The organism is Eubacterium sp. AM05-23, from assembly GCF_003477535.1.
GTDB lineage: Bacteria > Bacillota > Clostridia > Eubacteriales > Eubacteriaceae > Eubacterium > Eubacterium maltosivorans.
The window spans coordinates 96,670-115,647 of the sequence record NZ_QUDF01000010.1 but is presented as its reverse complement, the minus strand read 5'-3'; the positions used below and the strand labels follow the sequence as shown (position 1 = coordinate 115,647).

Sequence of the window (18,978 nt, the reverse complement as noted above, 5' to 3'; positions counted from 1 at the left end):
TTGTGGTTTAGATAGATAAGTCAACGGCCGCATTGTGACAACAAGGGGGACGCCGTTGTCTGAAAAAACTATGATTCTCGGAGGGAAAATATGAAGTATATTATCGGCATTGATGCGGGGACATCGAATGTAAAGGCAGTTTTGTTTGATGTGGACGGCAATGAAATTTTAGTCGAAACTTTGGAAAACGAGCCCATTTATATCGGTGATACAGATGTAGAGCAAAACATGAATATTTTGTGGGAAAAGGTTGCTCTTTGTATCAAAATGATCATGGAAAACGGACCGGCAAAGGCAGACGATATTCTGGGCATTGGCGTCACCGGCCAGGGCGAGGGAATCTGGCTTATGGATGAAAATGGCGAACCCGTACAGGATGCGATTCTGTGGTGTGACGGCCGCGCTGCCGATGAAGTCGCCAAGGTGACAGAGGATGATCCAAAGCTCGGCGAAATGATTTTCAAAACAACCGGGACACCGCCGCTGACAGGAACACAGCTGATGCTGCTGAAGTGGATGAAAAACAACCGAAAGGAAGTACTGGACAGAGCGAAAACCATGTTCTTCTGTAAGGACTGGGTGCGTTATAAGCTGACTGGTATCATCAATGGCGATATGAGTGACACAGGAACCTCTTTAATGGACGCAGAAAAAGGTGAAGTGGCAGTGGATTTGTTAAAGGCACTGGATCTGGGCGAGTATGCAGATCTGATCGCTCCAGTGGTTATTTCCAACAAAATCGTCGGTAATGTTCTTGACGGTGTCGCGAAGGATCTTGGCCTTAATCCAGAGACGCCGGTCGTAGCGGGAGCCATCGATGTTGTCGCCGCTGCGGTGGGGATCGGAGCCGTAGAAGACAAGGACATCTGCGTTATCTTAGGCACTACCTGCGCCAATGAAATCTTCATGAAAAAGGAAGACTGCGAATTTGGAAAGGAGGGAACCCGCCTTGAAAAGCACGCGGTGGGCGATCTGTTTGTCAATCTGATGCCAACCATGAACGGAACACCGAACATCGACTGGGTGCTCAACGAAATTGCTCTGACTAAGGATTTTTCTAAGGTCGATATCATGATCAAGGACGTTCCGGCCGGCAGCGGCGGCGTGATTTACCATCCCTACATCAGTGCAGCGGGTGAACGTGCTCCGTTTTATCACCCGCACGCCAAGGCGAACTTCTTTGGTATCAGCGCAAACACTAAGCGTGCAGATTTAGTTCATGCAGTTTACGAAGGCATCACCCTTTCCATTAAAGACTGCCTGCAGGGCGCGGATAGAAACAGCAAAATTTTTATTGCCGGCGGGGGAGCCAAGAGCTCGATCTGGGCGCAGATGATCTCAGACGTCACTGGTATGGAAGTTGTTGTTTCTGCTGGAAACGAGTTTGGCGCCAAAGGAGTTGCCATGATGGTAGGACTTGCGGTAGGCGAATATGAAAGCTATACCGATGCGGCCCGAAGAACCTGCAAATCCGAGCGTATTTACCGTCCGAGACCAGACCAGAATGCGATTTACGAAGATATTTACACATTGTATAAGGGCATCCGTATTGCCTGCGAAAGCCTGTGGACAGCCCGTGCCGATGTGATGAAAACCATCAGTAAACGTACTCGTGAAAACTAGAGACAGAAAGAAGGATAACACAATGAAAATTTTTTTTACTGCAGAATATGATGAAGAACAGTTAAAGCCATTATACGAAATGGGCGAAGTGGTAAAGGATGGCTGGGCCATTGGCCTGCCAAAAATGCCGGAGGAGGAGCTGATGGAGAAATCCGCCGACGCGGACATTATCATCACAAGCTATGATGATATTACCCGAGCGGTCATCGAAAATGCCCCGAACCTCAAGCTTATCGCCTGTACACGAGCCACTCCGGTCAATGTTGATATGGCTGCAGCAAAAGAACGTGGTATCCCTGTTATCTATACACCAGGACGTAATTCTGACACCACGGCAGAGATGACTGTAGGTCTCATACTCTCCATCGCCAGAAAGATTCCAATGGCTTACAAGGCATTGAAAGAAGGTAAATTTACCGCAGACCCCAATGCCCAGAAAGTGACTAAGGAAGGATTAAAGGTCGATATGGTTTGGGATATGGAACCCGGTTCACCTTATATGGTCTTTAAGGGGACTCAACTCCATGGCAAAACCCTGGGAATCGTGGGTTACGGCAGTATTGGCCGTCGTGTAGGCAAAATTGCCCGCGCTTTTGGCATGGAACTGTTGATTTATGACCCGTTTCTCTGTCCTATTGATCTGGAGGAAGTCGGCGTTAAAAAAGCAGAAAAATTGGAAGATCTGATGAAAAACGCTGATTTTATTACTTGCCATATGAAGATTACTCCAGAAACTACTGGTATTATCAGTCGTGAAATGATTGCTCTCATGAAACCGACCGCTTATTTTATCAACAGCTCCAGAGGCGCAATTCTTGACGAAGAAGCCCTGATCGACGCACTCCGGGAAAAGCGGATTGCCGGCGCTGCCTTCGATGTCTATGCTAAGGAGCCTATTGCCAGCAACCATCCATATATCACTGAACTCGACAATGTGGTCATTACACCCCATATTGCCGGTGCTACCGACGACGTCCTTATTAATCATACCAAACAGATTGTCGCCGATGTAAAGCGCTTTTCAGAAGGCCGAAGAATGTTGTACGAATACCGTTAGGGCTGGAAAGATAAACCTGAAAAATTATATAATAAAGAGGAGATTAAAAATGTTACTGCAAAAAGAAAGAGAAGACGTTGTTAAATACTGCCAGATGTTGATTACCCACGGATTAACCAAGGGGACTGGAGGAAACATCAGTATTTTAAACCGGGAAGAAGGTCTGTTTGCCATCAGTCCAAGCGGCATTGACTATTTTGAAACTGAGCCTGAAGATATTGTTGTCATGAATCTGAAGGGCGAGATTGTGGACGGTGACCGTAAGCCCTCCAGCGAGCACGAGCTCCACCGTATCTTTTATACTGACCGCGACGATATTGCCGCAGTGGTGCATACCCACTCAGTTTACAGTACTGTTCTGGCAACCTTGAGAGAAGGATTGCCGGCTTCCAGCTATTTGGTCGCATTCTCCGGCTATGATGTCCGTTGTGCTGAATACGCCTCCTACGGCTCAATGGAACTGGCTAAAAATACCTTCGAAGCCATGAAAGAACGCAATGCCGCTTTTATGGCTAACCACGGCCTTATCGCCGGAGGCAGCGATATCCTCAATGCTTTCAATATTGTGGAACAGATCGAACAGTGCGCGGAAGTCTATGTTAAAGCAAGAGCTATTGGTACGCCGGTGCTTTTGGACCACGACGAAATGACCCGCATGATTGACAGCTTTAATAACTCTTACGGCCAGCGTAAAGCTAAAAAGGATCTCTAATAACCAAAGACATGTGACTATTTTCTGAAATAAATAAACCCCATCAAAACCCGGAGACAGCAGATTGGCCTCCGGGTTTTCCTTTTTGGAAACTGGGGAAGAAAGGAAGAACAAGATGAAATACATGGAAATAAGGCAGGCCATCATCGATGCCTGCCTGTGGCTCCAGGATACCGGCATGGTCATCGGTACCTGGGGAAATGTGAGTGTGCGCCTGGATGATGGCACGATCATGGTGACACCCAGCAAAATCGACTACGAGGACTTGACACCAGCGGACATGGTGATTGTGGATATGGCGGGCAGCAAGCTTGAGGGCGAACACAGCCCCACCTCTGAGATGCACGTACACCGGCTTATTTATGTTAACCGGCCCGACGTGGGCGCAGTGATTCACTGCCACCCCATCTATGCCTCAGCCATGTGTGCGGCGGACCACGGTATTCCTGTCATTTTTGAGGAAATGAGCCAGATGATCGGCGGGGAAATCCCCATCACAGCTGAATATGTGAACGCCGGACAGCATGTGCGTCTGGGAGAGGTGACAGCCGAAGCACTCGGCGATAAAAACGCTGTCCTGATCCGCAATCATGCTCCTGTTTGTGTAGGGCGTGACCTCAAAGAGGCGCTCACCTGCTCGCTGGTGACTGAGAAGGCGGCCAAGTGCTATCTGGCGCTTAAGGGCGGTGTGGAGATCACCACTATTCCCAAGGATATGGTTAAGGCAGAACGTCACCGATTCCTTTACAGCTACGGTCACGAGCAGTAAGAAGGAATGAAAGTCTTAAGAACCTTAAAAGTTTAGTTGATGAATTCTCCTTAAAAGAGTATAATAACATTTAAACAAACCTTACCCGGAGACATAATCCTGTCTTCGGGTTTTCCTGAATCTGAAATGAAAAGGTTATCCTGCTTTTAAATGTGTGAAAGGAGAATGTTATGGAATACGCAAAAGAAAGAAAAGCCATTGTGGATGCCTGCCGATGGCTGGAAGCCAACGAAATGGTCATTGGTACCTGGGGCAATGTGAGCGTGCGCCTGGGTGAAGGAAAGCTGCTGGTTACCCCGAGCCGGGTGTCTTTTACGGATATTTACCCCGAGGATCTGGTGGTGGTAAACGCCGAGGGCTGTAAGGTAGAGGGTGTCTGGTATCCGAGCTCCGAGGTCCATATTCACCGTCTGATTTACGAAAGACGTGAAGACGTCAATGCCATTATTCAATGCTATCCCACCTACGCCTCAGCCATGTGCGCTTCTCAGCAGGGGATTCCCCCAATTTTTGAGGAAATGAGCCAGCTCATCGGCGGCGGTATTCCAGTAACACCTGAATACATTAATGCCGGGCAGCACCGGCGGCTGGCCGAGGCTGTTATTGAAACCATTGGTCAGAAGAATGCAATCCTTATCCGGAATCATGCGCCCATGTGCTTTGGCCGCGATATGACCGAGGCCCTCACCTGCTGTAAGGTCACCGAGAAGGCCGCTAAATCTTATCTGGCACTCAAGGGCGGTGTGGACGTGGCCGTAATCCCTGACGAGATGGTCGCAGCCGAACGCGAGCGCTACCTGAATAAGTACGGGCATGAGGGATGTGAAGAATAAACGTAAAAAAGGACTGGTGTCAGTCCTTTTTTTATTTCGTGTTTCCCAGTCGTTCAATAACTGTACGGGCCGCATCGCCAAGCCATTTCTTTTCGAGAACGGCGTCAATATGGCCGTTGATAAGTTCGGGCAGAAATTCACGGATTTCCTCATCGGGGAGATCCCACCATTTCAGTGCCATGAGTTTCTCAATGGTGTCATCATCAAAACGCTTACGGATGGGCCTGGCCGGGTCGCCGGCTACCACTGTGTAGGGCGGGACGTCTTTTGTCACGACGCTGCGGGTACCGATAATGGCGCCGTCACCAATGTGTACACCCGGCATGATCACGCTGTTATACCCGATCCACACATCGTTGCCCACGATCGTCGGCCCTTTGAGGGTACAGACCTTGTCATCGGAGAAAAAACTTTCGTCCAATGCCCAGTGAGCATTCACAATGGGGAAGGGATAGTTGGCCAGAGAATCAAAGTTATGGTTGGCCAGGGGACAGATAAAGGTCGTGCCTGAAGCCAGCGAACAGTATTTCCCGATAATAATCTTATCCTGGTGGAACTCGGGAAAGTGGTACAATACGTTGTTTTTTACAAAATCCCGAGGGTCATTCTTTTCATCATGATAATAGGTATGTTCCCCCACCTGAATATCGGGGTCATCAATGACATTTTTCAGATAAACCACCGTGGGATCGTCGTCATTGAGATAGATTCGCTGATCGTTGTCCTTGCGCATTTTATACACTCCTGTAAATTCAAAATATCTTACGATACTATTATATCAAAAACTTACAGCTTTGGACAGATGTTGTTCGATTTTTCCTGACAGAGAGCAAGAAATGACAACGACCTTTCTTCTAAAGCTAAAAGCATAAAGAAAAAAGCAGGGAGCTCTTAAGATGTGGGAAAAGCCTTTTTATGGGTAAGTAATACATAGGATATTTTAATGTATTATAGAAATTTTGGAGATTTTCCCATTGTATTCATAGAAAGGAATCAGCATGAAAAAAATAACGGGCACTCTGACAGTCCTTCTCATGGTCATATTATTTTCGTTTTCACCCGTTTGGGCGGCCCAGGGGGCAGAAACAAAGCCCACGCCCACTGCGCCGGCAAAAACAGATACCATAAAGCCGGCGGACAAATCGGAGCCTGCTGATAAAGGCAGCAGCGAGTCCGCTGACAAGATGGAACCGGACAGCTCGGCGGCTGTGGAGAAGGCAGCAGTTCTGAAGTCAGGAAACTATTATACCTTTAAGCTGCCGGAAAGCGTGATCATCACCGAGGAGCTGTCATTGCCTCTGACCGATAAAAACGGTAAGCTTTACGGCACCGTTTATGTGGGCACCGATGGTGTGGCCGTCATTGCCCTGAGTGAGGAGGCTGCCGGTGATGCCGAGGTGACGGACCGGTTGGAAGCAGCTGGAGCCGAGCCGGCTGTTGTCCAGACGCTCGGAACCCAAACCGGCCCCCGGGGCAGTGTTGTTTTCAAAAAACAGGACGAAAACGGCAATGGCCTGGAGGGGGCACGGTTCGAGGTTTTAAAAACAGATGAAAACAACCGGACCGTAGCCGCTGTTACCTCAGGCGCAGACGGTAGTGTCCGCTGTGACGGCCTTGAGCCAGGAACCTATCGGGCGGTTGAAACTGAGGCACCAGGCGGCTTTCTGCGAAACCGCGAGGTCATGGATTTCACCATTTCCGATTCGGCACAGACTCAACCTGTTGTGGTGGATCTGGGGGTACATATAAGCTACCAGGGACGCCTGTCAATCTTAAAAATGGACGAAGAACGGAACCCGCTGGCAGGGGCTAGCTTTAAAATTCTGGATGCCAATGGCTATACGCTCCAGAAGGATATGGTCACCGATTCAGACGGCAGGATCTGGGTCAGCAATCTGGCGCCAGGGCGCTATCAGGTCATGGAAACCGAAGCGCCCTCAGGTTATCATCTGGACGCCACCCCGGTGAGCTTTGAGGTGGCATCAGAGGCAGAAGGCGAGCCCACAGCGATGGAGGTTAAGGCCGTCAATGTCAGACGCTCGTCCAAGCTTAAGTATTCTACGGGTACGGCGTCTCCCAATGCGGATACAGGTGTAGACAGCATGGATTTCCTTGGCCTTGGGTTTGTTGCCATTGCGGCGGTCATTGCCGCAGGGGTGATGGTTTACCAGAAAACAAAGCATAAATAAAGTAAAACAAAGCGTAAAATTTAATTTTTCTTCCTATTTATATTAGGGGCTGAATTAGCACTTTATTATCCCCTGTTTTTCTTTGACTGACGAATAATGTCTTCCAGGTACTCCTTACGCTCCATTTTTTCAAGGAGTGTGTTCTCCAGCAACTCTTTTTCCTCGGTTAGAACCTGGAGACGGGTGTAGTCGGTAGTGATTACGGCTATCTCCTGGTCGATGGCCTCCAAGCGGTCCTCCATTTGCTTCATATCAGCATCGATGCAGTTATATTCCTGCTGTTCCCGGTAACTCAGCTTCACAGCCCTTTGCCGGGGCTTCTCGGTTTTTTGTTCACTGGGTTTACTAATCTTGTCGTCCTGATCCCGGTTTGCGTGCTTTTGCATGTAATCGGTGAAATTACCGGTCTGCACCAGGATATTACCGCGGCCTGTAAAGGAGAAGATAGTATCACACACCCGGTCCAGGAAGTAGCGGTCATGGGAGACGGTGAGCACGCTGCCCTGGAAATCATCCAGGTAATTTTCCAGAATTTTGAGAGTATCGATATCCAAATCGTTGGTGGGCTCGTCTAAGAGCAGAACATTCGGTGCGGACATAAGAATACGGAGCAGATACAGTCGTCTGCGTTCACCGCCGGACAGCTCGGAGATCCGCACCCACTGGGCGTAGCGGTCAAAAAGAAACAGCTCCATCATCTGGGCCGCAGTGATGACTTCACCCCGGGCGTTTTCCACGGTTTCGGCGCCTTCGCGAATGTATTCAATGGCGCGCAGATTCAGATCCATGTCTTCGGATTCCTGGGAGAAATAGCCGATTTTGACCGTGTCGCCGATAACGATGGTTCCACTGTCTGGCCGGATTTTTCCAGCAATCAGATTCAGCAGAGTGGATTTCCCCCTGCCGTTTTTTCCGATGATGCCAATGCGTTCATCGGGCCCGAAAATGTAGCTGAAGTCCTTCACCACGCACTGGTTTTTAAAGGACTTGGACACATGGTCCATGTCTATCACCTGTTTACCAAGTCGGGTGAAGCCTACGTTGATTTCGAGGATATCCTCGCTCAGGTCGGCGGCGCTGTTTTTAATATCCTCGAAGCGTTGAATCCGGGCTTTCTGTTTTGTGCTCCGGGCACGTGCACCGCGCCTGATCCATGCCAGCTCACGCCGGTACAGGTTCTGTCGTTTCTGTTCCATAATGTTTTCGAACTCTTTGCGGGCGACCTTTTTTTCGACGAACTCGGAATAATTGCCGGTGTATTCGTACAGGGCGCCGCCGTCCAGCTCGACGGTTTTGTTCACGACACGATCCAGAAAATAGCGGTCATGTGTGACCATTAAGAGGGCGCCCTTGCGGTTTTCCAGATACTTTTCGAGCCAGGCAATGGTCTCATTATCCAAGTGATTGGTGGGCTCGTCAAGGATTAGGAGGTCGCAGGGGGTCAGGAGTACGGAGGCCATTGCCACGCGCTTGCGCTGCCCGCCGGACAGGGTGCCGATGGTTTTGTCGAAGTCCTTGATACCCAGCTGGGTCAGGATGGTTTCGACCTGGGATTTCAGGTTCCACAGGCCGCCTGCGTCAATGGTATCGGTCAGAGCCAGAAGGTGTTTCTGGAGTTTTTCATCCTCTGGGTAACGCGCCAGGAGATCCAGAGTGCTCTCATAGTCCCGCAGAGTGTTCATCTCCGGCGTGTCGGCCCGGAAGACCTGGGCCAGGACGGTGACATTTGGGTCGAGCTCGGGTGTCTGGGCCAGATACTCAATGCGTTTGCTGCCGTAGATACGGATTTCGCCAGCATCCGGGGTATCCTGCCCGGCGACAATGCGAAGCAGGGAGGATTTCCCAGTGCCGTTAACGCCGATGACGCCGATTTTATCGCTGTCCTCGATGTTGAAACTGATTTTTTCAAAAAGGGTTTTGACACCGTAGGTTTTTTTAAGGTTGATGACGGATAATAGGTTCATGATTTCATTTTCTTTCTTTTAGCTTTTAGCGGTTTTCTTAAGGGCTATTTTAACACAAATTATGCTAAGAAAAAAGAAATCTCAAAATAAGGCTAATTTAAAGCTTTGTTGAGTAGTATAAATATACAATAAAACACCGCTTATGTATGATTTGAGTAGTTATAGGGGGTCAATATACCTGTATATACATATTTCACAAAAAAAGACCGTTTAATAACAGAATTTTCCTGTAATCTATTGCAAATTCGCCAAATATGTGGTAGTATTGTTATATATTTAACAGATACTCCTTTTGTTCTATAAATGGACAGTTGGAGTATAAGATAAATGATTCAAATATTCACATGGAAATGTGAGAATTAATGGAGGGAATTTTAAGTGGCAAAAGAAGTAGTATTAGCTGGTGCTGTACGTACAGCAATTGGTAGTTTTGGTGGTTCTTTAGCAAACGTTCCAGTGGTAGACTTGGGAACCATCGTTATTAAAGAAGCATTAAACCGCGCAGGTGTTAAACCGGAAGACGTTGACGAAGTATTAATGGGTTGTGTATTACAGGCAGCTCAGGGACAGAGCGTCGCTCGTCAGTCCGCTGTAAACGCTGGTATTCCTGTTGAAGTTCCAGCTTTAACACTTAACAATTTATGTGGTTCTGGCCTTAAATGCATCAACCTTGCAGCTGCTATGATCCAGGCTGGAGAAGCGGATATTATTGTTGCTGGTGGTATGGAAAGCATGTCTGGCGCTGCTTATGCTGTTCCTAAAGGACGCTATGGCTACAGAATGGGCGACGGCCAGTTCATCGACACCATGATCAAAGACGGTTTAACCGATGCCTTCAATCACTATCACATGGGTATCACTGCTGAAAATGTAGCAGAACAGTATGATGTAACCCGCGAAGATCAGGATGATTTCGCCGCTAAGAGCCAGCAGAAATGTGAAGCTGCTCAGGCAGCTGGTCGTTTCGACGATGAAATCGTACCAGTTCCGGTTAAAGTTAAAAAAGAAATTGTTGAATTCAAAGTTGATGAATTCCCAAGAAAAGGCGTAACTGCCGAAGGTATCAGCAAAATGCGTCCGGCTTTCAAAAAAGACGGTACCGTAACTGCTGCAAATGCTTCTGGTATCAATGACGGCGCTGCTGCCATCGTTGTTATGTCTGCTGAAAAAGCAAAAGAATTAGGCGTTAAGCCAATGGCTAAATTTGTTGTCGGTGCTTCCGCTGGTGTTGATCCATCCATCATGGGTGTTGGACCAATCTTCTCAAGCCGCAAAGCCTTAGAAAAAGCTGGTTTAACCATCGATGATATGGACTTAGTTGAAGCAAATGAAGCTTTCGCAGCTCAGTCTTGTGCCGTAGGCAAAACTTTAAATATTCCTGAAGATAAATTGAATGTAAACGGCGGTGCTATCGCTCTGGGTCACCCGGTTGGTGCTTCCGGTTGCCGTATCATGGTAACCTTACTGCACGAAATGCAGAAACGCGGCGCTAAAAAAGGTCTTGCAACCTTATGTGTAGGCGGCGGTATGGGCGTGTCCACCATCGTAGAAATGGACTAATTTTGCAAAAGTAAAGGACGAATTACTCGGTAAGCTGCGTGTAGCTGCGGTCAGCGCGCTCATATAGAAATGACAAGACGTCGTTTCTGCAGCTTACGCCTTTTATTTCGATCTTTCTCTTAGCAGAAAAAGGAAATTAAACATATCAATTAAGGAGAGAAGGTAATTACAATGGGTTTTGTTAAATATGAACCACAGGGTGCAGTTGCTGTTATCACCATCGACCGTGAAAAGGCTTTAAACGCTTTAAACAGTGAAGTACTTGAAGATCTGGACAAGGTCATCGACGGTGTTGATTTAGATACGATCCGTTGCCTGATTATTACAGGCGCCGGTCAGAAATCTTTTGTTGCCGGTGCGGACATCGGTGAAATGAGCAGCCTGACTCAGGCTGAAGGCGAAGCTTTTGGTAAAAAAGGAAACGATATTTTCAGAAAGATCGAAACTTTACCTATCCCGGTTATCGCTGCGGTTAACGGTTTTGCACTGGGCGGCGGCTGTGAATTATCCATGTCCTGCGATATTCGTCTGGCTTCTGAAAATGCAACCTTTGGCCAGCCTGAAGTTGGCCTTGGTATCACTGCTGGTTTCGGTGGTACTCAGCGTCTTGCACGTCTGATCCCGACTGGTAAAGCAAAAGAAATGCTGTATGCCTGCACCAATATCAAAGCGGCTGACGCTTTGAGCTGGGGCCTGGTTAATGCTGTTTATCCGGCAGACGAATTAATGCCTGCTGCATTGAAATTAGCTGGTAAAATTGCTAACAATGCTCCAATTGCTGTTCGCAATACTAAAAAAGCTATCAATGATGGTCTTGAAATGGGTATGGACGACGCAATTGCCTTTGAAGCAAAACAGTTTGGCGGATGCTTTGAATCTGCTGATCAAAAAGAAGGTATGGCTGCTTTCCTGGAAAAACGTAAACACGAACCTTTCCAGAATCGTTAAGCTTGTAATTTAATATGATTTTCAACTCAAGGGTATTTTTGTATAAAAATACCCTTGAGTTTGGGCTTTTCGCCTGTATATACAAATCTGTATATACAAGAATACAAAAAAGTTTTTAATTTATCTAGGAGGACTTAAAATGAAAGTTGGCGTTATTGGTGCCGGTACAATGGGATCTGGTATTGCTCAGGTTTTCGCTTCTACCGATGGTTATGAAGTTGTACTTTGTGATATCAAACAGGAATTTGCCGATGGTGGTAAAGCTAAAATCGAAAAAGCATTAGCAAAACAGGTTGCTAAGGGCCGTATCGATCAGGCTAAAATGGACGCAACCTTAGCAAAAATCACAACAGGTTTAAGAGACGCTGTTGCGGATTGTGATCTGGTTGTTGAAGCTGTCTTAGAACAGATGGAAATGAAACATGAATTATTCCAGGCATTACAGGAAATCTGTAAACCAGAATGTATTTTTGCTTCCAACACTTCTTCTTTATCTTTAACAGAAATGTCTCAGGGCGTTGATCGTCCAGTTATTGGTATGCACTTCTTTAATCCGGTTCCTGCTATGAAACTGGTTGAAGTTATCGCTGGTTACCATACTTCTCAGGAAACAGTTGATACTATTAAGAAGATTGCAACAGATATCGGCAAAACACCGGTACAGGTTAACGAAGCTGCAGGTTTCGTTGTAAACAGAATCTTAGTTCCAATGATCAACGAAGGTATCGAAGTTTATGCTGCTGGTACTGCTTCCGCTGCTGATATCGACACCGCTATGAAATTAGGCGCAAACCACCCAATGGGACCACTGGCTTTAGGCGACTTAATTGGTCTGGACGTTGTCCTGGCAATTATGGAAGTATTACAGGCTGAAACAGGCTCTGACAAGTACGCTCCGGCTCCACTTCTGCGGAAAATGGTACGCGCAGGCGTTTTAGGTATGAAAACAGGAAAAGGATTCTTTGATTACACAAAATAAGCTTGTGTGACAAATATATTTAGGAGGAACAGTATGGACTTCAATCTGAGTAAGGAACATCAAATGTTGCGCACACTCTACAGAGAGTTTGCAGAAAATGAAGCAAAACCAATCGCCCAGGAAATTGACGAAGAAGAACGCTTCCCACAGGAAACCGTTGATAAAATGGTTAAAAATGGCTTTATGGGTATTCCAATTGCCAAAGAAGACGGTGGACAGGGCTGTGACACTTTAGCTTACATCCTGGCTGTTGAAGAATTATCCCGCGTTTGTGGTACTACAGGCGTTATCCTTTCAGCACACACTTCTTTAGGTATGGACCCAATCCGTAAATTCGGTACTCCAGACCAGAAAGCAAAATATTTACCACGTTTAGCTAAGGGTGAATTATTAGGCGCTTTCGGCTTAACTGAACCAGGCGCTGGTACCGATGCTTCCGGACAGCAGACAAAGGCTGTTTTAGAAGGCGACCATTATGTATTAAACGGTACTAAAATCTTCATCACCAATGGCGGCAAAGCAGATGTTTACATCATCTTCGCCATGACCGACAAGAGCAAAGGCACCAAGGGTATCTCTGCATTCATCGTAGAAAAAGACTTCCCAGGCTTCTCAATCGGTACTAAAGAAAAGAAAATGGGTATCCGTGGTTCTTCCACAACCGAATTAATTTTCGAAGACTGCATCGTTCCAAAAGAAAATCTTCTTGGTAAAGAAGGTAAAGGCTTTGGTATCGCAATGCAGACTCTGGACGGCGGCCGTATCGGTATCGCTGCTCAGGCTTTAGGTCTGGCTCAGGGCGCTTTCGACGAAACCGTTGCTTACGTTAAAGAAAGAAAACAGTTTGGCCGTTCTATCGCCAAATTCCAGAATACACAGTTCAAATTAGCCGATATGTACGCACGTATCGAAGCTGCCCGTAACCTGGTTTACAAAGCAGCCATCGCTAAAGATACACAGAAAGTATTCTCTGTAGAAGCAGCAACTGCTAAACTTTTCGCAGCTGAAACCGCTATGGCTGTCACCACAGAATGTGTACAGTTACTTGGTGGTTATGGTTACACCAGAGACTATCCAGTTGAACGTATGATGCGTGATGCTAAGATTACCGAAATTTATGAAGGAACAAGCGAGGTACAACGTATGGTTATATCTGGCAACGTTCTGAAATAGGAAGTTCAAAAGGAGGAAATTTAGGTGAATATTGTAGTTTGTGTAAAACAAGTTCCTGATACAAATGAAGTTAAACTTGATCCAGTAACAGGTACATTAATTAGAGATGGCGTTCCAAGTATTATGAACCCAGATGATAAAGCTGGTCTGGAAGCTGCATTAGAGCTGAAAGATGCTACCGGTGCGCACATTACCGTTGTTTCCATGGGACCACCACAGGCAGATGACGTTCTTCGTGAAGCACTCGCTATGGGCGCTGATGAAGCGATTTTAGTAACCGACAGAGCTTTCGGCGGCGCCGATACCTGGGCTACTTCTACAACCATCGCAGCTGCGGTTAAAATGTTAGACTATGACCTGATCATTACAGGCCGTCAGGCAATTGATGGCGATACCGCTCAGGTTGGTCCTCAGATCGCTGAACATCTGAACATTCCAAATGTCAGCTACGCAGAAGATATTAAGGTAGAAGGCGATTCTGTTATCGTAAAACGTCAGTATGAAGACAGATACCATACCATTAAAGTACAGATGCCTTGCTTAGTTACCGCTTTAGGCGAAATGAATACACCGCGTTATATGACTCCAGGTGGAATCTTTGACGCTTACAGAACAGACGAAGTTAAAGTCTGGACACTGGAAAACATCGACGTTGATACAAGCAACATCGGTTTAAAGGGTTCTCCGACACGCGTATTCAAATCCTTCCCAAAAGCTTTAAAACCGGCCGGAACTGTTGTTCAATTAGATCCACAGGAATCTGCTGATTTCTTACTGGAAAAATTGAAAGAAAAATTCATTATTTAATGGAAAGTGGTGAACATAGATGAGTTTACAAGATTATAAAGGTGTTTTCGTCTTTGTACAGCAGGTAGATAATGTTATTACTCCTGTTTCTTTCGAACTGATTGGTAAAGGTAAAGAATTAGCCAATGATTTAGATACAGAAGTAACTGCTGTTGTTTTAGGTTCTAAAATCGACGCTATGGGTAAAGAATTAGCCCGTCATGGTGCAGACAGAGTCATCATGGTCGACGATCCTGCTTTAGAAGTATATACAACCGAACCGTATGTACATGCATTTACTGAAATTATTAACAAATACAAACCAGAAGTTGTTCTGTTTGGCGCTACCGCCATTGGCCGCGATATGGCTCCTCGTGTATCTGCACGTGTTCATACCGGCTTAACCGCAGACTGTACAAAACTGGAAATCAACCCAGAAGATAAGGGCTTAATGATGACCCGTCCGGCTTTTGGCGGTAACATCATGGCGACTATCCTGTGTCCGGATCACCGTCCACAGATGTCAACGGTACGTCCTGGCGTTATGCAGAAACTTCCTACAAACGACGCAGCGGAATGCGAAGTAATCAAAGAAGAAGTTGCTGGCTTAAGCGATCACATGAACGTAGAAGTGATGGAAATTGTTAAAACCGTTGCCGAAAAAATGGATATTCAGGATGCTAAAATCCTTGTATCTGGCGGCCGTGGTATGGCATCTCCAGAAAACTTCAAGCTGCTTGAAGATCTGGCAGACGCTTTAGGCGGAACCATCTCTTCTTCAAGAGCATGTGTAGATGCTGGCTGGGTTGAAAAAGACCGTCAGGTTGGTCAGACTGGTAAAACCGTTCGTCCGAATCTGTATATTGCCTGCGGTATCTCCGGCGCAATCCAGCATTTAGCTGGTATGGAAGAATCTGATGTCATCATCGCGATCAACAAAGACGAAACTGCTCCGATCTTCAACGTAGCAGACTTTGGTGTCGTTGGCGATGTATTCAAAATCTTACCACTGTTCACAGAAGCAGTTAAGAAAGAAATGGCAACCAGATAGTTAGAAGTTCTTATGAAATTAAAAGTCCGAAGCCTTAAAAAGCTTCGGACTTTTTTATTGAGCGCATCTGCATTTTTTTGCGCAGTCGGTAGAAGTTTTTGCGAGAGCATGTACAAACGCGGTGTAAGGGTGTAAGATAAAGGTTAATAGAAACGTTACTTACGATGGAGGATTCGATGTCAGGAAAAAATATTTTTATCGCGAAGAGTGCCGATGTACTGGGCAAGGTCCGGATCGGCGATTACAGCAGCATTTGGTACCAGGCGGTACTGAGAGGGGATATGGACAGCATTACCATTGGCGAACGCAGCAACGTACAGGACGGCTCCGTGGTGCATGTGGCACCGGGAGGATATTCTGTGAAGATTGGTGACGGCGTGACTATTGGGCATAACTGTACCATTCACGGTTGCACCATTGAAGACAATGTGCTGGTCGGCATGGGCTCCACCATCTTAAACGGAGCGGTGATCGGTGAAAACACCATCATCGGCGCAGGCTCCCTGGTCACCCAGAACAAAGTCATTCCGCCGGGGTCCCTGGTCATGGGCAGTCCGGCAAAGGTGATCCGTCCCCTTACCGATGCCGAGATCGAAAGCATCCGCGCCAACGCGCGGGAATACATGGAATGTATGCGTCTGGAACCTGGCAAGAGCTATTATGAAAACAGCGAGGGTATTATTGTCGTCAGACAGCTCTAAACGGATCAGCGTAATAAAAAAGCACTCAGATACAGGTTCTGAGTGCTTTCTTTTATACAAATTTAACCGCTGTCCCGTAGGCGATAACCTCGGCAGCCCCCTGCATGATGGCCGATGAGGCGTAACGGATATTGACTACCGCGTCGGCACCCAGGCCCTCGGCCTCCTGTACCATCCGTTTGGTAGCCAGTGCGCGCGCGTCATTCATCATTTCATTATAAGCCTTGAGTTCACCACCCACAATGGTTTTAAACCCTTGGCTGATGTCGCGCCCAATGTTTTTGGACTGAATGGTCGAGCCCTTGACCAGGCCCAGCATTTCAAATTCCTTACCACTGATATAATCAGTATTTACTAAGATCATCTTCTTCTCCACTCCTTATCTCATCAATTCGCTGAATTAAAACATGGAGGGAAACGCCGGCCAGCGCCAGTGGCAGGATACTGCACAAAATCTTAATGATCAGTGGGACATCAATCAGAAAACAGACGATGATAAAACCCACAAAATATAAGATCAGCAGCAGTCCAATGACCAAAGGGGCAATGATTTTCTTTGTTTTCATAAACAGGCTGCTCCCTTCCTAAGCTGTTTCCATTATATCGGATATTTGTCTTCAGGACAAGGACTAGTCGTCATAATCGCCGAAAATATTGCGGCTCCGCCGGTTTCTGAGTTTGAAAAAGGCAAAGACACCGCCGCCGGCCAGCACGATCACAATAGGAACCGCGATAAACAGTGGGTTAATGCCCTTATCCGTCGTTTTTAAAAGGATCAGGTAATCCCCCGGGGCGTTTACATTAAAGGTCGCCACCTTGGTATCATTGTGGTAAGTGGTGACAACCGGGTCGATACTGTCGTTTTCGCTGTTGTACTTGCTGGCAGTGAATTGGGATTCTGACTGAAGCTTTGAGGCCTGGTCATCGGTCAGGGCAATATTAATTTCCAGAGGTTTCTCAAAGCTTGAAAGCGAGGACAGAGCTCCTGTGGATTTTAGGGTTGACGCTTCAATCGTAAAAGGTGCGGTCACAGGCGTCAGCTTAGTTTCAGACAGTTTATAGCTGCTGTTTGAAAGACTGGGGCCTTTTTTGAGTCCAAGGACCAGTTTGTCGCCGTCGGCCAGCTTACTCAGGTCATCGCTTTTTAAAATGGACGGTGAAACAATGACAGAATCCTTATTGACAGGAACATTTAAAACGATTTTGCCAGTCTGCATATTTTTGAGGGCCGGCGCGGGCACGCGGATATTGACTTCCGGATCTGTAAGCCCTTTAGTTTCAATGGCCGGAGCTTTTAAAACCAGCTTGGTGAGGGCAGAGGAGCCCGCCTGCTGTTTTTCGGTCAGCTTAACGGCACCGGCCGTGATGGCCGAATTCAATGCATCGTTGTTAAATTCGACGGTCACCGTATTTTGGCTGGTAGCTGCCGTATAAGCGTTTGACGGCAGGTTGACGTCGATGGTCGTTTCCTTAACAGTCAGCGTGATGGGATAATCGCCCTCCACCTTCTGGACTTCCTGCACCTGTTCCTCCACTGTGGTTTCTACCGTTGTGGATTCCGTGGGAACATAGTCGTCGCTGTCATCATAGGAATTGTTGTAATAGGAAGGTGTGTACTCGTTATTATCATAGCTGCCGTCGTAGCCATCATTATAATCACTGTCATCGTTGTTGTCGCTTGGCCCCGGGTCTGGGTTTGGCGCTGGATCCGGAGCGGGATCGGGTTCAGGGTCGGGCTGTGGATCAGGGTCGGGCTGTGGATCAGGGTCGGGCTGTGGATCAGGATTAGGGTCCGGGTCTTCTACTGGCGGTGTTTCAGTCTCGTTATTTTCGCCATCCGGGTCACGTGTGCTAGTCATAACAGAAAAGGAGCCTGCCTTGTAAACAGAGGCGCAGGCTGTCTGCACTGTAAAATTAAAGATTAGAGCAAATGTCAAAATTGCTGTCATTAGTTTTTTCATTTTTCTCTCCATTACATAAAAAGATAGTCCCAATTAAAAAATCGAATTGTGATCTTCATTATATCACAATTCGATTAAAAATAGTAAATTCTTTTAAGATTCGATGCGGAACTGAGCCAGCGGCCGGAACAGCAGCATGGAGATGACAATGCCCACAATGGCCTGCAAAGCGTTAAAAGGAATATTAACCAGCGGAGAGACAAAACTGCCGTACAAGATAATTTCTGATACATAGTAGATCAGAGTCATGATCACTCCGGCAATTACCATCACAGCGATTTCTTTTTGCCGTCCCGGGTTACCGCGCAGAAAATATCCAGTCAGGTAAGCCATCACGCCTTTGGCCAGCATGGTAGGGATGATATAGGCCCCAAAGCCGGCGAAGTAATCCGCCGCCCCTGCGCCGATGGCTGCCGCAATGGTGCCGTAGACCGGCCCCAGAATAAAGCCACACAGAAAAACCGCCGCGTCGCCCAAATGGATGTAGCCGTTGGGAATCGGGATCTTCACGACTGAGATCATGATAAAGGTAACGGCCATTAGCAGCGCCGTATAGCATACTTTTTTGGTTGTGATGTTCACTTTTAGACCTCCGAAAATAAAACGTTGCATCCATTATAGCACATTGGCAGGGAATGAAAAGGACCAAAAAGGACCAAAATCGTGCGGATT

At 47.0% G+C, this 18,978-nt stretch carries 19 protein-coding genes; 13 read left to right on the top strand and 6 right to left on the bottom strand.

Features of this window, described 5'->3' with window-relative positions; genetic code table 11:
• Positions 1–90 precede the first annotated feature (90 nt).
• The 5 genes from DW091_RS14555 (at position 91) to DW091_RS14535 (ending at position 4,994) form a co-directional block, all read left to right on the top strand.
• Entirely contained in the window at positions 91–1,623 is a 1,533-nt protein-coding gene (locus DW091_RS14555; protein ID WP_058695962.1) for an FGGY-family carbohydrate kinase, read from the top strand.
• Between the two features lie 22 nt (positions 1,624–1,645).
• Positions 1,646–2,680 (top strand): 2-hydroxyacid dehydrogenase, encoded by a 1,035-nt coding sequence (locus DW091_RS14550; RefSeq protein WP_058695961.1) that lies wholly within the window; start codon positions 1,646–1,648, stop codon positions 2,678–2,680.
• 49 nt (positions 2,681–2,729) lie between these two features.
• Positions 2,730–3,392 carry an L-fuculose-phosphate aldolase gene (locus tag DW091_RS14545; protein WP_013378868.1) on the top strand — a complete coding sequence of 221 codons (663 nt, stop codon included), beginning with the start codon at positions 2,730–2,732 and terminating at the stop codon, positions 3,390–3,392.
• Between the two features lie 115 nt (positions 3,393–3,507).
• Positions 3,508–4,161 carry a class II aldolase/adducin family protein gene (locus tag DW091_RS14540; protein WP_118518507.1) on the top strand — a complete coding sequence of 218 codons (654 nt, stop codon included), beginning with the start codon at positions 3,508–3,510 and terminating at the stop codon, positions 4,159–4,161.
• Between the two features lie 170 nt (positions 4,162–4,331).
• Positions 4,332–4,994, top strand: coding sequence for a class II aldolase/adducin family protein (locus DW091_RS14535; RefSeq protein WP_058695959.1), 663 nt, complete (start codon positions 4,332–4,334; stop codon positions 4,992–4,994).
• 31 nt (positions 4,995–5,025) lie between these two features.
• Here the strand turns inward: DW091_RS14535 and DW091_RS14530 are convergent, their stop codons facing one another.
• The gene (locus DW091_RS14530) at positions 5,026–5,727 is read right to left on the bottom strand and encodes a CatB-related O-acetyltransferase (protein WP_058695958.1); all 702 of its coding nucleotides are present in this window, start codon (positions 5,725–5,727) and stop codon (positions 5,026–5,028) included.
• A 265-nt stretch (positions 5,728–5,992) separates the two neighbouring features.
• On the opposite strand from DW091_RS14530, the gene DW091_RS14525 reads away from it, so the two are divergent.
• Positions 5,993–7,183, top strand: a complete 1,191-nt coding sequence (locus DW091_RS14525; protein WP_096919158.1) for a SpaA isopeptide-forming pilin-related protein — start codon at positions 5,993–5,995, stop codon at positions 7,181–7,183.
• 65 nt (positions 7,184–7,248) lie between these two features.
• On the opposite strand, the gene DW091_RS14520 is transcribed toward DW091_RS14525, so the two are convergent.
• Entirely contained in the window at positions 7,249–9,147 is a 1,899-nt protein-coding gene (locus DW091_RS14520; protein WP_118518506.1) for an ABC-F family ATP-binding cassette domain-containing protein, read from the bottom strand.
• A gap of 378 nt (positions 9,148–9,525) precedes the next feature.
• Between DW091_RS14520 and DW091_RS14515 the strand changes: the two genes are divergently transcribed.
• The 7 genes from DW091_RS14515 to DW091_RS14485 all read left to right on the top strand — a co-directional run bounded on the left by DW091_RS14515 (position 9,526) and on the right by DW091_RS14485 (position 16,345).
• Complete coding sequence (locus DW091_RS14515) at positions 9,526–10,707, top strand: acetyl-CoA C-acetyltransferase (RefSeq protein ID WP_013378875.1); 1,182 nt, start codon at positions 9,526–9,528, stop codon at positions 10,705–10,707.
• A gap of 171 nt (positions 10,708–10,878) precedes the next feature.
• The gene (locus DW091_RS14510; RefSeq protein ID WP_058695955.1) at positions 10,879–11,655 is read left to right on the top strand and encodes an enoyl-CoA hydratase-related protein; all 777 of its coding nucleotides are present in this window, start codon (positions 10,879–10,881) and stop codon (positions 11,653–11,655) included.
• A 139-nt stretch (positions 11,656–11,794) separates the two neighbouring features.
• Complete coding sequence (locus DW091_RS14505) at positions 11,795–12,634, top strand: 3-hydroxyacyl-CoA dehydrogenase NAD-binding domain-containing protein (protein ID WP_074617392.1); 840 nt, start codon at positions 11,795–11,797, stop codon at positions 12,632–12,634.
• A 33-nt stretch (positions 12,635–12,667) separates the two neighbouring features.
• Positions 12,668–13,807, top strand: coding sequence for an acyl-CoA dehydrogenase (locus DW091_RS14500; RefSeq protein ID WP_058695953.1), 1,140 nt, complete (start codon positions 12,668–12,670; stop codon positions 13,805–13,807).
• 24 nt (positions 13,808–13,831) lie between these two features.
• Positions 13,832–14,614 carry an electron transfer flavoprotein subunit beta/FixA family protein gene (locus DW091_RS14495; RefSeq protein WP_058695952.1) on the top strand — a complete coding sequence of 261 codons (783 nt, stop codon included), beginning with the start codon at positions 13,832–13,834 and terminating at the stop codon, positions 14,612–14,614.
• Between the two features lie 19 nt (positions 14,615–14,633).
• Complete coding sequence (locus tag DW091_RS14490) at positions 14,634–15,644, top strand: electron transfer flavoprotein subunit alpha/FixB family protein (protein WP_013378880.1); 1,011 nt, start codon at positions 14,634–14,636, stop codon at positions 15,642–15,644.
• A 176-nt stretch (positions 15,645–15,820) separates the two neighbouring features.
• A complete protein-coding gene (locus DW091_RS14485; protein WP_058695951.1) occupies positions 15,821–16,345 on the top strand; it encodes a gamma carbonic anhydrase family protein in 525 nt (174 codons plus the stop codon).
• A 52-nt stretch (positions 16,346–16,397) separates the two neighbouring features.
• Here the strand turns inward: DW091_RS14485 and DW091_RS14480 are convergent, their stop codons facing one another.
• The 4 genes from DW091_RS14480 to DW091_RS14465 all read right to left on the bottom strand — a co-directional run bounded on the left by DW091_RS14480 (position 16,398) and on the right by DW091_RS14465 (position 18,888).
• Complete coding sequence (locus DW091_RS14480) at positions 16,398–16,709, bottom strand: YbjQ family protein (RefSeq protein WP_013378882.1); 312 nt, start codon at positions 16,707–16,709, stop codon at positions 16,398–16,400.
• Positions 16,690–16,911 carry a hypothetical protein gene (locus DW091_RS14475; protein ID WP_096919160.1) on the bottom strand — a complete coding sequence of 74 codons (222 nt, stop codon included), beginning with the start codon at positions 16,909–16,911 and terminating at the stop codon, positions 16,690–16,692. The genes DW091_RS14480 and DW091_RS14475 overlap by 20 nt, the downstream gene beginning before the upstream one ends.
• Positions 16,912–16,974: 63 nt before the next feature.
• A complete protein-coding gene (locus tag DW091_RS14470; RefSeq protein WP_207665243.1) occupies positions 16,975–18,204 on the bottom strand; it encodes a hypothetical protein in 1,230 nt (409 codons plus the stop codon).
• A 195-nt stretch (positions 18,205–18,399) separates the two neighbouring features.
• Positions 18,400–18,888: an ECF transporter S component gene (locus DW091_RS14465; RefSeq protein WP_038350947.1), complete on the bottom strand. Its 489-nt coding sequence runs from the start codon at positions 18,886–18,888 to the stop codon at positions 18,400–18,402.
• Positions 18,889–18,978: the final 90 nt, after the last annotated feature.

Excerpts from the sequence above, each read along its gene's own strand:
- DW091_RS14555 (WP_058695962.1), top strand. The coding sequence starts at position 91 with ATGAAGTATATTATCGGCATTGATGCGGGGACATCGAATGTAAAGGCA.
- DW091_RS14550 (WP_058695961.1), top strand. The coding sequence starts at position 1,646 with ATGAAAATTTTTTTTACTGCAGAATATGATGAAGAACAGTTAAAGCCA.
- DW091_RS14545 (WP_013378868.1), top strand. The coding sequence starts at position 2,730 with ATGTTACTGCAAAAAGAAAGAGAAGACGTTGTTAAATACTGCCAGATG.
- DW091_RS14540 (WP_118518507.1), top strand. The coding sequence starts at position 3,508 with ATGAAATACATGGAAATAAGGCAGGCCATCATCGATGCCTGCCTGTGG.
- DW091_RS14535 (WP_058695959.1), top strand. The coding sequence starts at position 4,332 with ATGGAATACGCAAAAGAAAGAAAAGCCATTGTGGATGCCTGCCGATGG.
- DW091_RS14530 (WP_058695958.1), bottom strand. The coding sequence starts at position 5,727 with ATGCGCAAGGACAACGATCAGCGAATCTATCTCAATGACGACGATCCC.
- DW091_RS14525 (WP_096919158.1), top strand. The coding sequence starts at position 5,993 with ATGAAAAAAATAACGGGCACTCTGACAGTCCTTCTCATGGTCATATTA.
- DW091_RS14520 (WP_118518506.1), bottom strand. The coding sequence starts at position 9,147 with ATGAACCTATTATCCGTCATCAACCTTAAAAAAACCTACGGTGTCAAA.
- DW091_RS14510 (WP_058695955.1), top strand. The coding sequence starts at position 10,879 with ATGGGTTTTGTTAAATATGAACCACAGGGTGCAGTTGCTGTTATCACC.
- DW091_RS14505 (WP_074617392.1), top strand. The coding sequence starts at position 11,795 with ATGAAAGTTGGCGTTATTGGTGCCGGTACAATGGGATCTGGTATTGCT.
- DW091_RS14500 (WP_058695953.1), top strand. The coding sequence starts at position 12,668 with ATGGACTTCAATCTGAGTAAGGAACATCAAATGTTGCGCACACTCTAC.
- DW091_RS14490 (WP_013378880.1), top strand. The coding sequence starts at position 14,634 with ATGAGTTTACAAGATTATAAAGGTGTTTTCGTCTTTGTACAGCAGGTA.
- DW091_RS14485 (WP_058695951.1), top strand. The coding sequence starts at position 15,821 with ATGTCAGGAAAAAATATTTTTATCGCGAAGAGTGCCGATGTACTGGGC.
- DW091_RS14480 (WP_013378882.1), bottom strand. The coding sequence starts at position 16,709 with ATGATCTTAGTAAATACTGATTATATCAGTGGTAAGGAATTTGAAATG.
- DW091_RS14475 (WP_096919160.1), bottom strand. The coding sequence starts at position 16,911 with ATGAAAACAAAGAAAATCATTGCCCCTTTGGTCATTGGACTGCTGCTG.
- DW091_RS14470 (WP_207665243.1), bottom strand. The coding sequence starts at position 18,204 with ATGACTAGCACACGTGACCCGGATGGCGAAAATAACGAGACTGAAACA.